Raw genomic sequence first — 15653 nt, forward strand, 5'->3', positions numbered from 1 at the left:
GGGCCCGTTCTGTGAACCGGTCGGTCGAATCACGCCGCAGTCGGGTGCGGCGTACCGCGGCCGTTAGCGGATTCGTTCCTTGTCGAGATAGGTGTGGGTTCCGCCCTCGACGTAGGTGAGATCGACCAGTTCGCCCGTGATCTGCAGCCGGTGGACCCCGCGCTCGATCGTTCCGCTCACGCTGTCGGCCGAGTTGCTCGTCACGTCCGCGCTCGTGTCGTCGTCGGGTTCGATGGTGCCGTCGACGGTGATCTCGTAGACGGACTCGGTGCCGTTACCCACGATGGTCAGGGTCGACGACGATCCGTCGCCGTACTCGGCGGGATCGACCCGCTCGTCGTTGACCGAGACCCGCGCCGGTCCGTCGACGCTGAGGTCCTCGAGTTCGCCGCTGAAGACGAACGCGTCTCGCCAGCCGCCGACGGATCCCGTGACGGTGCCGCCGTCGACGGTGTCGGCGTCGTTGACCGTCGCTCCCCTGTAGTTCGACGCTTCGGCCGCGCCGCTGACGGTGAACTCGTAGTCGGTCCCGCCGACGGTGCCGATGCCGTCGATGAGGATCGTGTTGTCGAGGCTCTCCTCGGGTTCCGGCGGAGACTCCGGATAGTCGTCGAAGGTGACGACGTCGTCGCCGGCGCCGTCGGCCGGCCCGCGCCACGCGCGTTCGGGATACGGATCGAACGCCATCGCGACGATGTCACCGTTGAAGTAGAACCCGTCGTACGTGCCGGGGCCCGCGGTGGCTTCGACGACCGCGTACTCGCCTTCCTCGCGGACGGAGACGGTCTCGTTGTAGCTCGCTCGTCCCCAGTCGGACTGGACGATCTCGCCGTCGACGTAGAGCGTGTACTCCGAGGCGGAATCGCCGTTCCGGAAGGAAAAGCGCTCCTCGTACTGGTCGCTCTGGCTCGGAGGCACGACGTTGTCGTGGGCGTCGTAGTCGAAGCCGCCGCTGCCGCCGTCGCGGTCCTCCGGCAGGCCGCCGACCGCGATTCGGTGGTTATCGTAGTAGATATCCGTATCTCGCGGGGCGACCTCGGAGCCGCCATAGCGCATGACGGGACCGAGTAGCTGGTGGGCCTGCTGCGGTTCGGTCGTCCAGCGGAAGTCGTCGCGATGGTACACTTCCTCGCCGTCGACCCAGACGCGGACGAGCCCGTCGGCGTTCGCCTGCCCGTTCGAGATCGTGTTCATCTCGATGTAGGTCTCGACGCGCTGCCACTCTCCCGGTCGGAAGATATCCGACCGGACGACGTCGGATTCGCCGGACGAGGCGCGGCGATCCATGTGGTAGCTGTAGACGTTCAGGCCGAACGGCCCGCTCGAGTTGCCGTCGTGGTCGTAGACGTAGAGCCGAACGGACCAGCCGTCGTCGCCCGACGGCGGGCCGTCGACGCCGGAGTGCGCATCGCCCCACTGGATATTGATCCCGGCGTTGAGAAAGCGGACGTTGTCGCCGGTGGCGTTGAACGTCATCGATTCACCGCACTTGACGTCGATGGACTGGTAGACCGCTTTCGGCGCGTCGTAGCCGTCCTGTAGGATGTCGTAACTGACGTTCTGGTTGGTATTCCGATTTCGCTCCGTGTGGATGGACAGGACCTGCCCGTCGTCCCTGTCCGAGGGCGTGAACCCGTAGGAGCCGTTCCCGGACGTGTAGTGGTAGACGTCGTCGGGACTGCTGTACTGGTCGTAGTCGAGTTCGATCCAGTCGACCTCGCTCGCGGCGCTCACTGTCCCGGTCGCTGCGCCCGCGCCCGCCGCAAGTGCAGCGGCCGTTCCGGTTAGTTTCAGATATGAACGACGGTCGATCCCGTTGTCGGTCGTCGATCGCCGTGGGCCATCGGCGTCGGTACTGTCGTCATCCGCTACCGATCTGTCGCGTGCCATTCGATCGGGTAATGAGAAGATACCGCTATAAACTTTTCCGGACTCATTGTTGTTCATATTTTCAGAGTATATATTTATCTTAGTATTAGTATAGGGAACTATACCCTATCTGTACCGATAACTTATATTCCGACGCGTCGCCGTCCCGGGGTTTCATTTGTCTACTCTCGTCTCCTTCTGTATGCAATACCAAAACGGATGCGAGTAAAATAATATTACCGGCGATGAACAACTCGAGCGAAACGTTTCACTACACACTGTGGTGACCCACCCGTCGTAATATCTAATTACCCGCACAGAACTCCGCCGCAGCGGAACGGCAGTGGCGGAACTCAGGGCACGAAACCGTCCCTTCGGCGACCCACCGGGGCTCGTTACGAGCGCCGAGCGGACGGCGCGCGGTCGGACGCGGCGGGTCCGACGACGATCCGGTGATCGCCGTACTGAATCGATTGCTCGGTCGGGGCGACCTCGCTGCCGCCGTACCTGACGCGGGGACCGAGATACTCGATCCCCTGCGCGTCCGTCGTCGTAAACCGGAGGTCCTCGCGCTCGTAGGCGAGTTCGCCGTCGAGCCAGTAGCGGATGACGCCGTCGGAATTCGCCTGACCGTTCCGGTACGTGTTCATCCGGACGTATGTCTCGAGGTCGACCCACTCGCCGATGGGGATCACCGCGTCGGCGAGTTCGATCTCGCCGGAGCCGCTGTGATAGTCCATGTGGTAGGTGTACGTCGCCAGCCCGTACGTTCCGGCGGGCGGGTTCCCGCGGTTCGCCAGACAGACGACCGACGACCAGCCGTCGGCGCCCGTCGGCGGTCCGCGCCCGCCCGAGCCCGCGTTGCCGGCCTCGGTGTTGAACCCGATAGCCGTGAACCGACAGAGGTCGTCGGGGGCCATCTCCCAGCCGTCGCTGATGGAGACCCGCTGTCGCTGGTAGGCCTCCGACGGCTGTCCGTAGCCCTGCTCGGGCAGCCAGTACATCGCGTTCGTGCCCCAGCTATCGCCGCTGCCGACCGTAATCGAAAGCGACTGCGACCCGGACTGGGTCGGGTGCTGACCCATCGCCGCGCTCGCTTCGTTCCCGTTCCAGACGCGGTACGCGTCCGACGGTGCGCCGATTCGATCATAGTCGATGTCGATCACGCTCGAGGCGTCGTCCGCCGTGCCGGTCGCCGGCGCGCCGTCAGCGCCGGCCGCCGATGCGCTGGCGGTGCCGGCGGTCAGCCCGGCCGCGACCGCCGCGCCGGTCGCTCGCAGGTACGACCGACGCGAACACGCGTCGTCGGACGCCCGCTCCGCAGCGTTCGTCGACTCGTCGCCACCGGGTAAGAACCGATTGGGGACCATGCGACTCGAGTAATCAATCGTTCCGTTATCAACCTTCGTTTCCTGACTTCGTACCGAAAATACGACTGTTTGATGGAGAATATTAACGCTCGTAGTAATTCGGTCTCTCCGGAACGTTCGACGGTCGCGGGACGATGGGCGAGTAATAACGTATTGAATCGCCAGTTGCAGCCGACGAGTGAACTGTTTCGATCGCGTCTCGGAGCGGACCGACACGCGACGGAGTTGCGCGACCGTCCACGCACGACGGACGCACGCGCATCCACAGACCGAGCTGTCTTTGTCCCAAGCCTGTACATCGCCTGTACGGGATTGTTTGGATTATTTCACAGTACACATACACAACACAAAACGACACATAGGTCGGTGGTGGACTGGCCGTATGACCGATACCGAGGACCGACAGCGCGACTCGGCGAGTACCGATACCGGTGGTATCGCGAGCGGATCGACGATCGAGGATCGGCTCTCGGAGTTCGATCCGCGGGCGGTCGCTCGCTCGATCAGAGCGCGAACGAACGGAACACGGGTGGGTGCGGCGGACGCGGACGACCGGAACGACTCACCGCTCTCGGCGGTGTGCTACCGGTCCATCAGCGGCGCCAACGAGAACCAGTGGAACAACGTCGTCTCCCAGTCCGACCGCGGAACGCTGTTTCACCGGTACGAGTGGCTCCGCGCGGTCGAGGACGGGTTCGACTCCGACCCGTGTCACATCGTCGTGAAGAAACGCGGGAACCCGGTCGGACTCATGCCGAACTTCGTCACCGACCTCTCGCTGCCCGATGCCGTCGTCGACGCGCTCCCGGTGACCCCGCCCGTTCGGCAACTCGTCTCCGCCGATCCGGGATTCGGCGGCCCGGTCGTCACCTCGAGCGAGGGCGAGACCGTCGACCTCCTGTTCGACGCCCTCGAGACGGTGTCCGGACCGCGGGTCCTCTCCCACCGCGTTCGCGCGTACGACCCGGAGTACGTCCGGTACGGTCGCTACCTCGAGGCGCGGGGCTATCGCTCGACGCTCGACTCCTGTCTCCTGGTTCTCGACCTCGGTGACGGGTGGGAGGCCATCCGCGAGAACATGGACAAGGAGCGCCGACGGGACCTCCGGAAGGCTCACGAGCAGGACTATCGCGTGGAGATCGACCCGCTCGGGGACGACCTCGAGACGACGTATCGGTGGTACGCGAAGAACGTCGACCGCGTCGACGGCACCGCCCATCCCCGTGAGTTCCTGGAAGCGATCGCGGACCGGCTCGAGGAGCGGGTCCGCGTGCTCCGGGCCGTCGTCGACGGGGACGACGTCGGCCGATACGTCTACCTGCTCGACGAGGAAGGCGGAACGCTCCACCACTGGCTGTCGGCGATTCCGGACGCGGAGAACTACCAATACCATCCCTCCGAACTCATGCACGAACGAGCGATCAAGTGGGGGATCGAGCGGGGGGACGACCGGTACAGTTTCGGACGGACCGGCTCGCACTTCGATAACTCGGTGTTCACGTTCAAACGGAAGTACGGCGGCGACGCGATCCCCCTGGTCGAGATGGAGACGGGGTACTCCCGACTCGGCTGGTCGCTCTACCGGTTGGGCCGCTCGCTGTACCTCGAGCGGACCCAGTGAGGCCCGCGGCCGGCCGAGACGAACGGGGCCTCGATCACTCGCCGGCGGAGTCGCCGGCGTAGTCGTCGATGTCGGCTTGGTCTCCGTCGACCCACAGCTCGGCGGGGTCGGGGTCCGCCGAAATCGAGACGATTTCGCCGTTATAGAAGTAGCCGTCCGTACTCGAGGGCACGATCGTCGCCTCGACGACCGTCTCCCCGTCGTCGGTAATCGAGACGGTGTCGTTGTACGTCGCCCGCTGGCCGTCGATGTTGCTCCACTCCGAGTGGACGATCTCGCCGTCACAGCGGATCGTGTACGTCGTCCGCTCGTCCCGGCTCACGAACGTGATCCGTCCCTCGTACTCGTCTCTGACCGTCGGGCTCACGAACCCGTCTTTCTCGTCGTAGGACGGGATGGGCGGGGCGTCGCCGAGGACGAGCCGATGCTCGTCGTAGTACAGCCGGAGATCCGTCGGCGCGTTCTCGCTGCCGCCGTACCGGACGATCGGACCGGCGTGTTCGACGGCCTGCGCGTCGGTCGTCGTCCACCGAAAGTCCGTCCGTTCGTACACCAGTTCCCCGTTCAGCCAGTACCGAACCTCGCCGTTGGGCACCGCCTCCCCGTCGACGATCGAGTTCATCCGTACGTGGGTCTCGAGTTCGAACCACTCGCCGCTCGGGATCGGTGCCGCGATGACCTCGAGTTCGCCGGCCGAGTACGATTGGTCCATGTGGTACGTGTAGGCGGCCAGATTGTACTCGTCGGTCCCGTTCCCGTCCGGTCCGCGAGTGGTGACGGTCACGAGGTTCGACCAGCCGTCGTCGCCGGTGGGCGGTCCGTTGCCGCCGGAGCCGGCCGGACCGGCCTCGTCGTTCAGCCCGGTACACCAGAACCGGCAGACGTCCTCGTCCTCCATTTCCCAGTCGTCGCCCAGCGCGATCACCGCTCGCTGGTAGACCTCGTTGGGTTGGCCGTAGCCGTTGACGGGCAACCAGTACGTCGCGTTGCTGCCGTTGTTCTCGCCGTTCTCGATCCGACAGCGCATCGCGCTGTCGCCGTCGTATACTTGATCGTCGACGAACGAGTACGTCTGTCCCTCCTTGCCCGTCCAGATGCGGTAGACTTCCCCCGGCCGATCGTGTCGGTCGTAGTCGACGTCGATCACCGCCGCGTCGTCCGCCGGCTGTTCGGGCGGCTCGATGGCGGCAGTCTCGTTGGTCGCGTTGGGGTGGACGGTCCGGTCGTCGGTCGGCGCGAGCGTCGCGGCACCCGCCGTCACCCCCGCACCCGCCAGTAGCGCCCCCGCGATCTTCAGGTACGACCGTCGAGTTCGCATGCTATCGGCGGTATCGGCTCCGGTGACAATACAGTTTGTACCGTGGTGGGTCGGAATCTCGGATTAGACGGTTCGTCGTCAGGTAATACGAAAATACGATGACACTATGGGCGAGGATAGCCCACGGTGCGAACCCGACGGGTCGCTCCAGTTCGGCGGGATCGGTCACCTCGAGAGAGACGGGCAGTAACGTTCACGAACGCGCGAACAACGGGGGATAGCTTTTCCGGACTGGTTCGCGTAGCGGGGAGCCACTCGTGACCGCGACGACAGCAACTGCAGCGCTGCCCGGACGAAACGACCGGTGTGTCGCCCGCTCGAGCCGTCGCGACCCGGCGATCACCCGTCCGCTCGAGGGGGTCCGATGAGTCGGCGACTTGTCGCCCTCTCCGTCGGCGCGATGGTCGCGCTGCCGATCGTGGCGGTGATCGGGCTCGCCGTGCCGCTCTGGCTCGGGCTGTCGAATCTCGCCGTTCTGGGGCTGTACGTCGCGATTCCGATGGTCGCCTCGCCGCTCGTCGTCCGTCGAGTCGGCACCGACCGAATCGCCCGCCACACCCAGCTCGGCTCCCTCGGGGCCGTTGACTGGCGATTCCTCTCGATCGTCTTCCACGTCATCCTGAGCGCGCTCGTACTCCTCGTCGCCAGTTCCGAGGTTCGTCCCACGGTGTTCTTCCTCGGCGTCGGGGCGCTGTACACGACGTGTTTCCTGCTCGCCGTCTCGACTGACGAGAGTACGAGCCGGACGATCGTCCTCTATCACGTCGCGGTCGCGCTGTTGCTCGTAATCTTCAGCGTGACGCTCAACTACGACTTCTTCGTCGGTCGAACCGATCTGTCGACCCACATCTCGATGACGAATTTCGTCGTCGAAACGGGGTCGACGCCGTCACAGCCCGCGTCGTACGAGCCGTTCGTCCTCTGGCACGCCCTCGCGGGGGCCACGTCGCAGGTGTTCGGCGACTGGGTCTCGCCCCACGCCACGATGTATCTGCTCTCCGGGCTCACCTTCGGCGCCGGCGTGCCGATGATGTACTCCTTCGCCCGCCGAGTGTACCCCAACGAGCGGGTCGGGCTGCTATCGTGTCTCCTCCTGATCTCCGTCCCGATGTACATCTTCTACGGGATGTATTCGATCCCCCGGAGCATCACGTCCGTGCTCTTCCTCGGACTGCTGCTCGCGGCCGTGACGCCGCCATCGGCCCGGACGCGGGCGCTGACCCTGCTCTTCCTCCTCGGAATCGTGGTCTATCACCCCGTCTCGATCCCGTTCGTGCTGGTCATCCTCGGCGTGTTGTTCGTCGCGGAGCGGCTCCTCGGCCGTCGAGCCCGGATCGTCGACGGGTTCCTCCTCGCGTCGGCGGCCCTCGTCACGACCACGTACTGGCTCTACCGCGCGGAGTTTCTCGTCGCGCGAATCGCGGACGCGATCGTCACGAGTTTCGCCGGCTCCGGCGGGGAGTCCGCCCCCTCGAGCGTGCTCACTGCGCCGTGGGTCGAACTCGCCAATTACGTCCCGTACGCGTTCCTCTTGGGATTCGTCTTGCTCGGGTTCCTGTTCTGGCTCCGGTCGACGCGGACCCACGACACGACGTTCGTCGCGGTCGGCGTGCTGACCGTCGTACTGATCCCGCTGGTCTTCCCGGGGCCGACGCTCCTGTTGGACTCGCTGGTCGGCGTGAACGTCGGTCGGTTCGAGCATTACAGCTTCATGCTCGTGGCGCTCACCGGGGCCGTCGGGCTCCACCAACTGTTGCGCCGGGGCGGGTTCAAGGCCTTCGTCGTCTTGCTCCTCGTCGTCTCTTGTTTCTCCGTCGCGGCCGTCTCGAACGACTTCGTCGCCACGGACAACCCGATGGTCGAACGCCCGTTCTATACGTACTACCTCACCGAGCAGGAGCGGGCGTCCTTCGAAGCGATCGACGAGCGACGCGCCGGCGAGATCGGTGCCGACCGAGTCACCTGCCGCTATCTGACCGAGGTCCGGTCGTCGACGTGTACGATCGCCAACGCCGCGGACGAGGACCTGTTCGCGGGGTACGACGGCGTCGTCGTCCGCGAGGGCGAACTCGAGCGGCGGCCGTTACAGTTCAGGGAGTACGTCCCCGAGTCCGAGTTCCCGCGGGAGGAGCTAAACGACCGCCACCGGGTCTACGATTCGGGCTCGGTGTCGTACTACGCGTAAACGACTGGCTCGCGCCGATCGTCGCTCACCCTCTGAGCTGGACGAGGAGCCGCCGGAAATCGAGGAGCCCGAAGAGGTGGCAGGCGAGTAGCCAGATCGCCACGCCGACGCCGACGCCGAGCACCAGCGAGGCGTACCCCGTGAGCGCGTCCGTGAGCCCGTAGACGCTGGCCCCCATCACCAGCGAGATCCCCGCCACCTTCGAGAGGCTGATCCCGACCCGCCGGGGATCGAAGGGAAGTTCCGTGTAGACGATCGCGACGGAGCAGACCGCGTAGAGCCCGAAGGTGACGACCGTCGCCGCGGCGGCTCCGGCCGCCCCGTAGAGCGGGATCAGGACGAGATTCAACCCGAGGTTGCCGAACGACGTGACGGACTTGAGAACCGCCCGCGACCGCGCTCTGCCGAGGTAATCCAGCGCAGGACCGGAGATCTGTTCCAAGGCCTCGAACAGGACGAACAGCGCCAGTACCCGGACGACGAGCACCCCGTCGGCGTACCCCTCGCCGAAGATCGTCGGAATCGCGACGTCGGCGATGGCGAGAATTCCCGCCACCGCGGGGACGTAGAGGATCAGCGTCTTCGAGAGGCTCTCCTGATAGACCTCGGTCGCCTGCTCGAGTTGCCCGCTCGCCTGCTCGGACCCGTAGGTCGGCGACAGCGCGAACCCGATCGAGGCCGCCGGCACCCGCGTGAACTGACTGATCTGTTTCCCGAGCGTGTAGAAGGCGACCTGCGTCGGATTGGTAAAGAAGCCGACCAGAACGGTGTCCAGTTCCTGATCGACCTCGTCGGAGAGCCGCGTCACGCTCATCGGGACGTTGTATGTGAGGATCTTGGCCCGGACTGTTCCCCGACTCGAGTCGGACGCATCGATACCCCTCGTCAGCCGGTAGACGACGACGAACCCGGCGACGGCGGCGACCGCGTACCCGAGTACGTAGCCGGTGACGGCCGACAGCGGCGTCGGATCGTACAGGACGAGTCCCACGACGAAGACGAGCGTGCAGGCGCCCTCGAGCGAGTGGACCTTCGCGCTGGCGGCGATCGCCTCGAACCCCTGCATCACGAACCGGTGGTGGGTGTGGATCGAATAGAAGAAGACGTACCCGGACCCGACGACGAGCAGCGGTGCGAGCGCCGGTTCGTCGAGGTGCGTCGCCACCGGTTCGGAGAGGGCGGCGAGCGCGAGCGAGACGACGGCCGCGGCGACGGCGAGTAGCTTCCAGGACTCGAGGACGGTCCTGAACGCCGTCCCCGGGTCGTCCTCCTTGAACTGCGCGATGTATCGCGCCGCAGAGCGCGGGAGGCCGGATTCGCTGAAAAATCGCGCGGTCGCGAAGATGGATATCGCCAGCGCGAGCAGCCCGTACAACTCCGGTCCCAGCGTTCGGGTCAGGAATATGAGTAATACGCCGGTGCTGATGACGTGGACGACTCTCCCGCCGAAATCGGAGAGCACGTTGGAGAGCAATCGGCTCACCATGGCGGGAGCGTGCCGAGGGAATCCCGGTGTGCGACTCGACGGAATCGACGAGGCGCGGTTCTCGAAACCGCGGGCGCTTCGAACCCGTTTCCCCCCATCGATTAGGGGGTCGCGTGCTCGAGGTCGCGCGATCGATACTCGCAGCGATCGACCGTCGGCTTCCGACCGTGAGTCGTCTGCTGGTTCATGTATCGACAGTCCTCCGCCGGACACGCACTAATAACTTGGCGGCGAGTGTGACGACCGGACTCCGACGAGCCCGCTACCGCAGTCTGGTTCTGAGGAGGTGACAGAGCCCGCAAGCGAACGGAACCGGATCGTCGAGTCTGAACTCGTCGAAGTGGGGCGCGAGGCAGAACGATTTGAGTATCTCCCACGTCCGCGTCGTAAACTCCGGTCGGGCCGCCATGCTCGATTCGTCGCGAAGCACGCTGAGGAGGTGGTTCAGTTCTCCATACAGGAAATGGCTCTTGACGCCGACGTCGTAGCGGGGATCGATCGACTCCGGTCGACCCGTGGCGAGACACCAGTAATCGTACGGAAAGTCCGCGCCGGCGCGGACGGCACACGGGAGCGACTGCCACATTCGGGGGTTGATCTCGAGCAGTTTGTACTCGCCCGTCTCGCTGTCTTTCGCGTACTCCGCGCACGCGAGGCCGTGCCACTCGAGGTAATCCAACAGCCGCCTCCCGACCGACTCGAGTTCGGGATCGTACATCGACTCCCGATAGACGCCGCCGCCGCTGGCGTAGGAGTTGCCGCGAATCTGTCTGTGCTGAAACGTGGTCACCGGCTCGCCGCGGTCGTAGAGCGCACCGAAGACGTACTGCGTCTCCGAGCGGATGCGCTCTTGGCCGATCGGCACGTGCTCCATCTCCGCGGTGAGCGCGGCGATGTCGGGTTCGCTGCCGGGCTCGACGTGTCGTATTCCGTCCGCGAAGCCGGATTCGGTCGGCGAGTACGACGGTACGTACTCGCTGGCGAGGAGGTTGTACCGAGATTTGACGATGTACTCCGTCCGCCCGTCGGCGAACTCGTCGAGGCGGCCGGTTTCCGGAACCGGAACCCCCGCTTCCGACGCGGCCTCGAAGAGCGCGATTCGGTCGTGAACGGTCGCGAGCGTCTCGAACGGCGGGACGACGAGCGAGACGTGTCGATCGAACGCCTCGCGATACTTCGCGAACAGATAGGTGTCCTGCGGTCGCATCGGGACGATCGTCTCGATCCCCGGCCGCGCCGCGATCCGTTTCAGTGCGTCCCTGTAGGCGAGCAGGTCGTCTCGAGGTGCCGGGATACGGAGCCGTTCGTCACAGAATCGGGACGCGCCGGCCGGAACGTCCCTGTGCTCCGACGCGACGACGGTTCGAACGCCGCGCCGAGCGAGCGACCGGACACACGAGTACCCGCCCGGAGCGAACCCCGTCGGAATGAGCACTGACGCCTGAGCGTCGGTTCGGTCGACCATAGGGCGTTATCGATCCCACTATCTGCTCACCCTCGGTAAAAGCGGTCCGTCCGTCCCGGCGGCGAAAATGATCATTTACATGACATTTAGAGCGGCGGGCAGCTACCCGCTCGCGATCGCTCGCGGACCGCCGAGTCGACGCCTGCTGCGTGACCGAGTGCGGTATCCGTCCGAAAGATACCATTACTCATGACCATCTGTCCCGACCGAGAGGTGGCTTTACGAGTCCGGTCGTCCTGTCTACGGCCGATGACGACTCACCGCCGGTTCCGAATCGTTCGGTGGCAGATCGCGGTGATGGGAGCGACGGCGCTCTCGCTCGCCGTACTGGACTCGCTCTCCTACGGCCTGTTTTTCGGAGTATCGCTGCTCGGACTGGTGGTCGTCACGGAGCTCTCGACGTCGCGGCTCGTGGCCCTCCCGTGGCGCTCGCGGCTCCGACGGCTCGCGGCGCTCGGTCTCCTCGGCTACGCGGTCGTCGTCGTCCTCCGTCTCACCGACATCCTGTCGGTCGGTCCGCTTCCGTGAGGATCCCTCGAGCCGTCACTCTCCCTGAGGCGGCCACCGACACGTGACCAGCCACTCCGTCTCGTCGGACCCCGGCGCGACCTCGAGGCGGACCGGTCGATCGAGTCCGGTCGCGAAGCCAACCGCGAGAAACGAGGCGACGGGGTGATCGAACCGGTCGAGATCGCCGAGGACGCTGCCGGAGACGGTGAGCGTGAGAGAGCCGTCTCCGACCTCGGACGGCTCGACTGCCCGCGCGAGTTCGAACAGGTCCACGAGACCCGCCGCGAGCTGGGCGGCGAGCGGCCGCGGCGCGCTCCCGAGTTCCTCGTGTAACTCGCGTTCGAAATCGCAGAAGAGTCGACCGCCCGAGGGCTCGAGGGTCGTCCCGGTCTCGTCTCCGCCTCGAGCGAGCGCGTCTCCGGACCGGGTCGAATCGACGGGTCCGGAGAGGTGGAGCCGCGCCGGGACCGCGCCGTCGTGCGGGACGTAGACCGGGTCACGGCTTCCGCCGACTGCGTCGGCGACCGCGCGTTGATTCTCGGCGGTCGCCGTCGAGACGCGGTCGGTGACCGCTGCGGGGACGACAGCGGTCGGCGACAGGGAGTAGGCGAGCAGCCCGCCGAACAGTCCCGTTCCGGCGAACGCGAAGAGAATCCGGCGCGCGTCGGGAACGGCGAACCCACCGAGGGCGGCGAGGGCGCCGAGTGCGAGCGAGCCGAGCATCGTCCGCCGATACCGGGACTCGAGCGAGCGTCCGTCGCGGGGGCGGTATCGAGGTCGTTCCTCGCGGTCCGGACCGCTGCTCCGATCGTCCCCTCCGGCGTCGTCGCCGTGTTCGGTCGCCGTCTCCGTCGCTGTGGCCCTGTTCTTGGTGTTGTCCGCGCTCATGTGCCACGCGAGCGTGACGGCCCTGTTGTTGCTCGAGGGACCGCGCGTCGACGGGGAAGCGAGAAATCGATGCAGCGGTCGGCCACCGGCGGCGTCGAAGCGGCCGATCGATGGGGACGGCGGCCGCTGCCGACGGAGAGCGGTCGATCGGCTGTCGGCGAAAACATACCGCCCACGACGGGCGATGCGGGTTTGAAACCAGTGATGGTCACGGTCGCGAAAGATCCGGTTAACCCAGGGGCGGATCCATCCGACGGTGTCTACGGTGGGTGATGGCGGCGGAAGCGATATCGTCGCCACTGAAAGTCAATGCGCACCTGATCGCACCGCCGGCCAGCGATCAGTGTGGAACTCGTTTCAGTGGCTACCAGCGGTGCCGGTGACGTCAGGACGTGTACCGTCGATAGATGGTTCGACCGGCGTTCAACGCCGGTAGCGCCGGCGTCGGATGACCGCGTTCCCACCAGAGCATCGGTTTCGCTTTCCCGCCGAACCGCTCCTTAAAGCGGAAGAGGCCGTCCCTGAAGTCCGGGTCCGTCCCGCGGAAGTCGTAGGTCTCGTATCCGTTTTCGATCCCCCACTTGATCGCGTGCTCGTGGAGGAGTTCCGACGCGTTGTACTCGAAGTGGTCCTCCGTGATCCCGGAAAACTGGTAGTGGAGAGTCGACCGACCGTCGTCCAACAGGACCATGATCATGCCGCGCCTGTCCCCGTCGACGCGGAGGGAGAACACCGTCACCCGCTCGGGGAACTCGCCGAGCGCGCGAAAGAACGACCGCGGGAGGCCGTCGCCCTCGACGCGGTCCATCACCGACGAGAAGTTGTCGTAGAACTCGGATAACGTGGGCTCGCTGAGGTCCTCGTCGACGATCTCGTACTCCTGATCGTGTCCCTGCTCGATCGCCCGCCGGCGCGAACTGTGCATCTCGGAACTGAGCCGGTCCCACTGGCGGGTGAGATCGAGCGTGAACCGACACCGCCGGACCGTCAGCCGGTACCCCCGTTCCTTCAGGAAGTCGTGGTATCGAACCGACTCCGGGTAGGTCATTCGCAGCTGGTTGAAGGCGACCAGTCCGGAACAGAGGTGGGAAACCCCCTCGACCAACCGTTCGACGGCCGCCTCCTCGTCGGTCATCGCGACCGGCCCGCCCGAGCCGGGGGAAACGGAGACGAGACGCCGTATCGGGGTCGAGCCAACCCGATGGACGAAGTTCGGTAAGATCGCGATCGGATTCCCCTTTTTCGAGACGTGGAGATGTCTCGGCTCGAGCGACGTCCCGTCCTCGATCGCCCGAAGCCACTCGTAGCGGTGAAACACGCTTCCCTGATCCGATTGGGTCACGACCTGATTCCACTGGTTTCGGTTCACCGGTTCGATACTGCTATGTTTCCGAACGTCGAGGGACATGCGAGCGGATCACCGGAACGGATACGCTATCGACGGCACAGCCGCCCAAAAGAGTAGGTGCTCGTCTCTCGGTTAACACCCAGTATCCCCTGTGAAAACGAGAGAGAGTGGCCGGAGCCGGGCGGCCCGTTCGTCCGGAGCGGTCGCGAACTGATCGCCGATGTCGCGCCCGACGAGCGAGCCCGTATCGCCGAGCCGTTCCGACTGCCGTCGGCCGTCGCTGGGAGTCAGTAATACGTCCGTATTCGTCCGGTATATCGGGTTATCCGTCGAAACGAACACGACTGTTTTAGACGGCGGCTGAAATGCCATCGGCAATGGCCGATGTTCGTTCACCGACGCGCTCGCGGCTTCGGACGATCCGCGCACTGCCGGCGGATCTCACCGCCGCCGTCGCGGTGACGATACTCGCAAACGGCGTCGTATTCGCGCCGGTCGTTCGAGAGACGCCCCTCCGGGTCCCGGTGGGGATCGCGTTCGTCCTCTTCGTCCCGGGATACGCGCTCGTTTCCGCCCTCTTTCCCGAACGAGGGCCGTGCCGGGCCGAGGGAGACCCCGAGGACCCCCACCGCGAGCCGCCGGACGCGGAACGCGGGGACCGATCCGACGGTGCCCGACTCGATCCTCGCGTGTGGAACGCGCCGTGGCCCGCACGGATCGACGGCATCGAGCGCGTCGCCTACGCGGTCGGGACGAGTCTCGTGGTCGCTCCGTTCGTCGCCGTCTCGCTCGAGTTGACGCCGTGGGGGATTCGACCGGCCCCGTTCGTGGTCGCACTCACGGTCGGGACGGTGATCGCGACGGTCGTCGCCACCGTCCGTCGGCTGGCCGTCCCGGAACCGGACCGCTTTCGAGTCCCCTACCGGTCGTGGCTGGCGAGGGGACGGACTGCGATACGCGGCCCCGACAGCCGCGCGGACGCGGCGCTGAACGGACTGTTGATCGCGGCAGTGTTACTCGCGGCCGGCAGCGTCGGCTACGCCGCCACGGTGCTCCCGCAGGACGACGACTATTCGGCGATTTATCTCCTCTCGGAGGACGAATTCGAGGCCGATAGCTATCCGACCGACCTCGAACCGGGCGACAGCGCCGCGCTCACCGTCGGCATCGAGAACCGCGAGGGCCAGTCCGTGAACTACACCGTGATCGTCGCGGAACAGGAGATTGCGTCGGACGAAACGGACACGATGATCGCGGCCCAACGAGAACTCGACCGGCGCGACGTACGCGTCGATGCCGGTGAAACCGCCGAGGTCGACTACGACCTCGAGCCGACGATGACGGGCGAGGACGTTCGGGTCGTCTGGCTGCTCTATCCGGGCGATCCCCCGGACGAACCGTCCGTCTCGAACGCGGACGGACACGTCCATCTCGCGCTGTCCGACGGGTCGGACGCGGGCAATGCCACGGAATCCGTTGCCGGATAAGAAACTGTTTCTCCCGCTGTGGTTGCGACGGCGATAATGTTCCACGTTATTTCTGTTATTGGCTTGGTGAGACTGTCTGGGGTCTCAAAACGTGGGGCTCGGTAAC

General features: G+C 65.5%; 11 protein-coding genes. 4 read left to right on the plus strand and 7 right to left on the minus strand.

What is annotated here, in order from left to right:
• Positions 1–63: 63 nt before the first annotated feature.
• Together ACT4ML_RS00170 and ACT4ML_RS00175 are read right to left on the minus strand one after the other, a co-directional pair.
• Positions 64–1890, minus strand: coding sequence for a hypothetical protein (locus ACT4ML_RS00170; RefSeq protein ID WP_444719051.1), 1827 nt, complete (start codon positions 1888–1890; stop codon positions 64–66).
• A 374-nt stretch (positions 1891–2264) separates the two neighbouring features.
• Entirely contained in the window at positions 2265–3239 is a 975-nt protein-coding gene (locus ACT4ML_RS00175) for a hypothetical protein (RefSeq protein WP_444719052.1), read from the minus strand.
• Between the two features lie 382 nt (positions 3240–3621).
• Between ACT4ML_RS00175 and ACT4ML_RS00180 the strand changes: the two genes are divergently transcribed.
• Positions 3622–4860, plus strand: a complete 1239-nt coding sequence (locus ACT4ML_RS00180; RefSeq protein WP_444719053.1) for a GNAT family N-acetyltransferase — start codon at positions 3622–3624, stop codon at positions 4858–4860.
• 34 nt (positions 4861–4894) lie between these two features.
• Here the strand turns inward: ACT4ML_RS00180 and ACT4ML_RS00185 are convergent, their stop codons facing one another.
• Positions 4895–6178 carry a heparin lyase I family protein gene (locus ACT4ML_RS00185; RefSeq protein WP_444719054.1) on the minus strand — a complete coding sequence of 428 codons (1284 nt, stop codon included), beginning with the start codon at positions 6176–6178 and terminating at the stop codon, positions 4895–4897.
• A gap of 364 nt (positions 6179–6542) precedes the next feature.
• Here ACT4ML_RS00185 and ACT4ML_RS00190 point away from each other — a divergent pair, with 364 nt between their 5' ends.
• Complete coding sequence (locus tag ACT4ML_RS00190) at positions 6543–8363, plus strand: hypothetical protein (RefSeq protein ID WP_444719055.1); 1821 nt, start codon at positions 6543–6545, stop codon at positions 8361–8363.
• Positions 8364–8388: 25 nt separating this feature from the next.
• On the opposite strand, the gene ACT4ML_RS00195 is transcribed toward ACT4ML_RS00190, so the two are convergent.
• Both ACT4ML_RS00195 and ACT4ML_RS00200 read right to left on the minus strand, forming a co-directional pair.
• Positions 8389–9849, minus strand: a complete 1461-nt coding sequence (locus ACT4ML_RS00195; RefSeq protein ID WP_444719056.1) for an oligosaccharide flippase family protein — start codon at positions 9847–9849, stop codon at positions 8389–8391.
• A gap of 262 nt (positions 9850–10111) precedes the next feature.
• Positions 10112–11314: a carboxylate--amine ligase gene (locus tag ACT4ML_RS00200; RefSeq protein ID WP_444719057.1), complete on the minus strand. Its 1203-nt coding sequence runs from the start codon at positions 11312–11314 to the stop codon at positions 10112–10114.
• A gap of 249 nt (positions 11315–11563) precedes the next feature.
• Between ACT4ML_RS00200 and ACT4ML_RS00205 the strand changes: the two genes are divergently transcribed.
• Positions 11564–11842, plus strand: a complete 279-nt coding sequence (locus tag ACT4ML_RS00205) for a hypothetical protein (RefSeq protein WP_444719058.1) — start codon at positions 11564–11566, stop codon at positions 11840–11842.
• Between the two features lie 15 nt (positions 11843–11857).
• Here the strand turns inward: ACT4ML_RS00205 and ACT4ML_RS00210 are convergent, their stop codons facing one another.
• Complete coding sequence (locus tag ACT4ML_RS00210) at positions 11858–12712, minus strand: hypothetical protein (protein ID WP_444719059.1); 855 nt, start codon at positions 12710–12712, stop codon at positions 11858–11860.
• A 385-nt stretch (positions 12713–13097) separates the two neighbouring features.
• A complete protein-coding gene (locus ACT4ML_RS00215) occupies positions 13098–14120 on the minus strand; it encodes a lipid II:glycine glycyltransferase FemX (RefSeq protein ID WP_444719060.1) in 1023 nt (340 codons plus the stop codon).
• Positions 14121–14437: 317 nt separating this feature from the next.
• Between ACT4ML_RS00215 and ACT4ML_RS00220 the strand changes: the two genes are divergently transcribed.
• Entirely contained in the window at positions 14438–15547 is a 1110-nt protein-coding gene (locus ACT4ML_RS00220) for a DUF1616 domain-containing protein (protein WP_444719061.1), read from the plus strand.
• The last annotated feature ends 106 nt before the right edge of the window (positions 15548–15653 follow it).

The sequence above is a fragment of the Natrinema sp. LN54 genome, assembly GCF_052439245.1.
Lineage (GTDB): Archaea > Halobacteriota > Halobacteria > Halobacteriales > Natrialbaceae > Natrinema > Natrinema versiforme_A.

What these genes read in the sequence shown, in the direction of transcription:
- ACT4ML_RS00175 (WP_444719052.1), bottom strand. Translation starts at nt 3,239, where the DNA reads ATGGTCCCCAATCGGTTCTTACCCGGTGGCGACGAGTCGACGAACGCT.
- ACT4ML_RS00210 (WP_444719059.1), bottom strand. Translation starts at nt 12,712, where the DNA reads ATGAGCGCGGACAACACCAAGAACAGGGCCACAGCGACGGAGACGGCG.
- ACT4ML_RS00220 (WP_444719061.1), top strand. Translation starts at nt 14,438, where the DNA reads ATGGCCGATGTTCGTTCACCGACGCGCTCGCGGCTTCGGACGATCCGC.
- ACT4ML_RS00185 (WP_444719054.1), bottom strand. Translation starts at nt 6,178, where the DNA reads ATGCGAACTCGACGGTCGTACCTGAAGATCGCGGGGGCGCTACTGGCG.
- ACT4ML_RS00195 (WP_444719056.1), bottom strand. Translation starts at nt 9,849, where the DNA reads ATGGTGAGCCGATTGCTCTCCAACGTGCTCTCCGATTTCGGCGGGAGA.
- ACT4ML_RS00170 (WP_444719051.1), bottom strand. Translation starts at nt 1,890, where the DNA reads ATGGCACGCGACAGATCGGTAGCGGATGACGACAGTACCGACGCCGAT.
- ACT4ML_RS00215 (WP_444719060.1), bottom strand. Translation starts at nt 14,120, where the DNA reads ATGTCCCTCGACGTTCGGAAACATAGCAGTATCGAACCGGTGAACCGA.
- ACT4ML_RS00205 (WP_444719058.1), top strand. Translation starts at nt 11,564, where the DNA reads ATGACGACTCACCGCCGGTTCCGAATCGTTCGGTGGCAGATCGCGGTG.
- ACT4ML_RS00200 (WP_444719057.1), bottom strand. Translation starts at nt 11,314, where the DNA reads ATGGTCGACCGAACCGACGCTCAGGCGTCAGTGCTCATTCCGACGGGG.
- ACT4ML_RS00190 (WP_444719055.1), top strand. Translation starts at nt 6,543, where the DNA reads ATGAGTCGGCGACTTGTCGCCCTCTCCGTCGGCGCGATGGTCGCGCTG.
- ACT4ML_RS00180 (WP_444719053.1), top strand. Translation starts at nt 3,622, where the DNA reads ATGACCGATACCGAGGACCGACAGCGCGACTCGGCGAGTACCGATACC.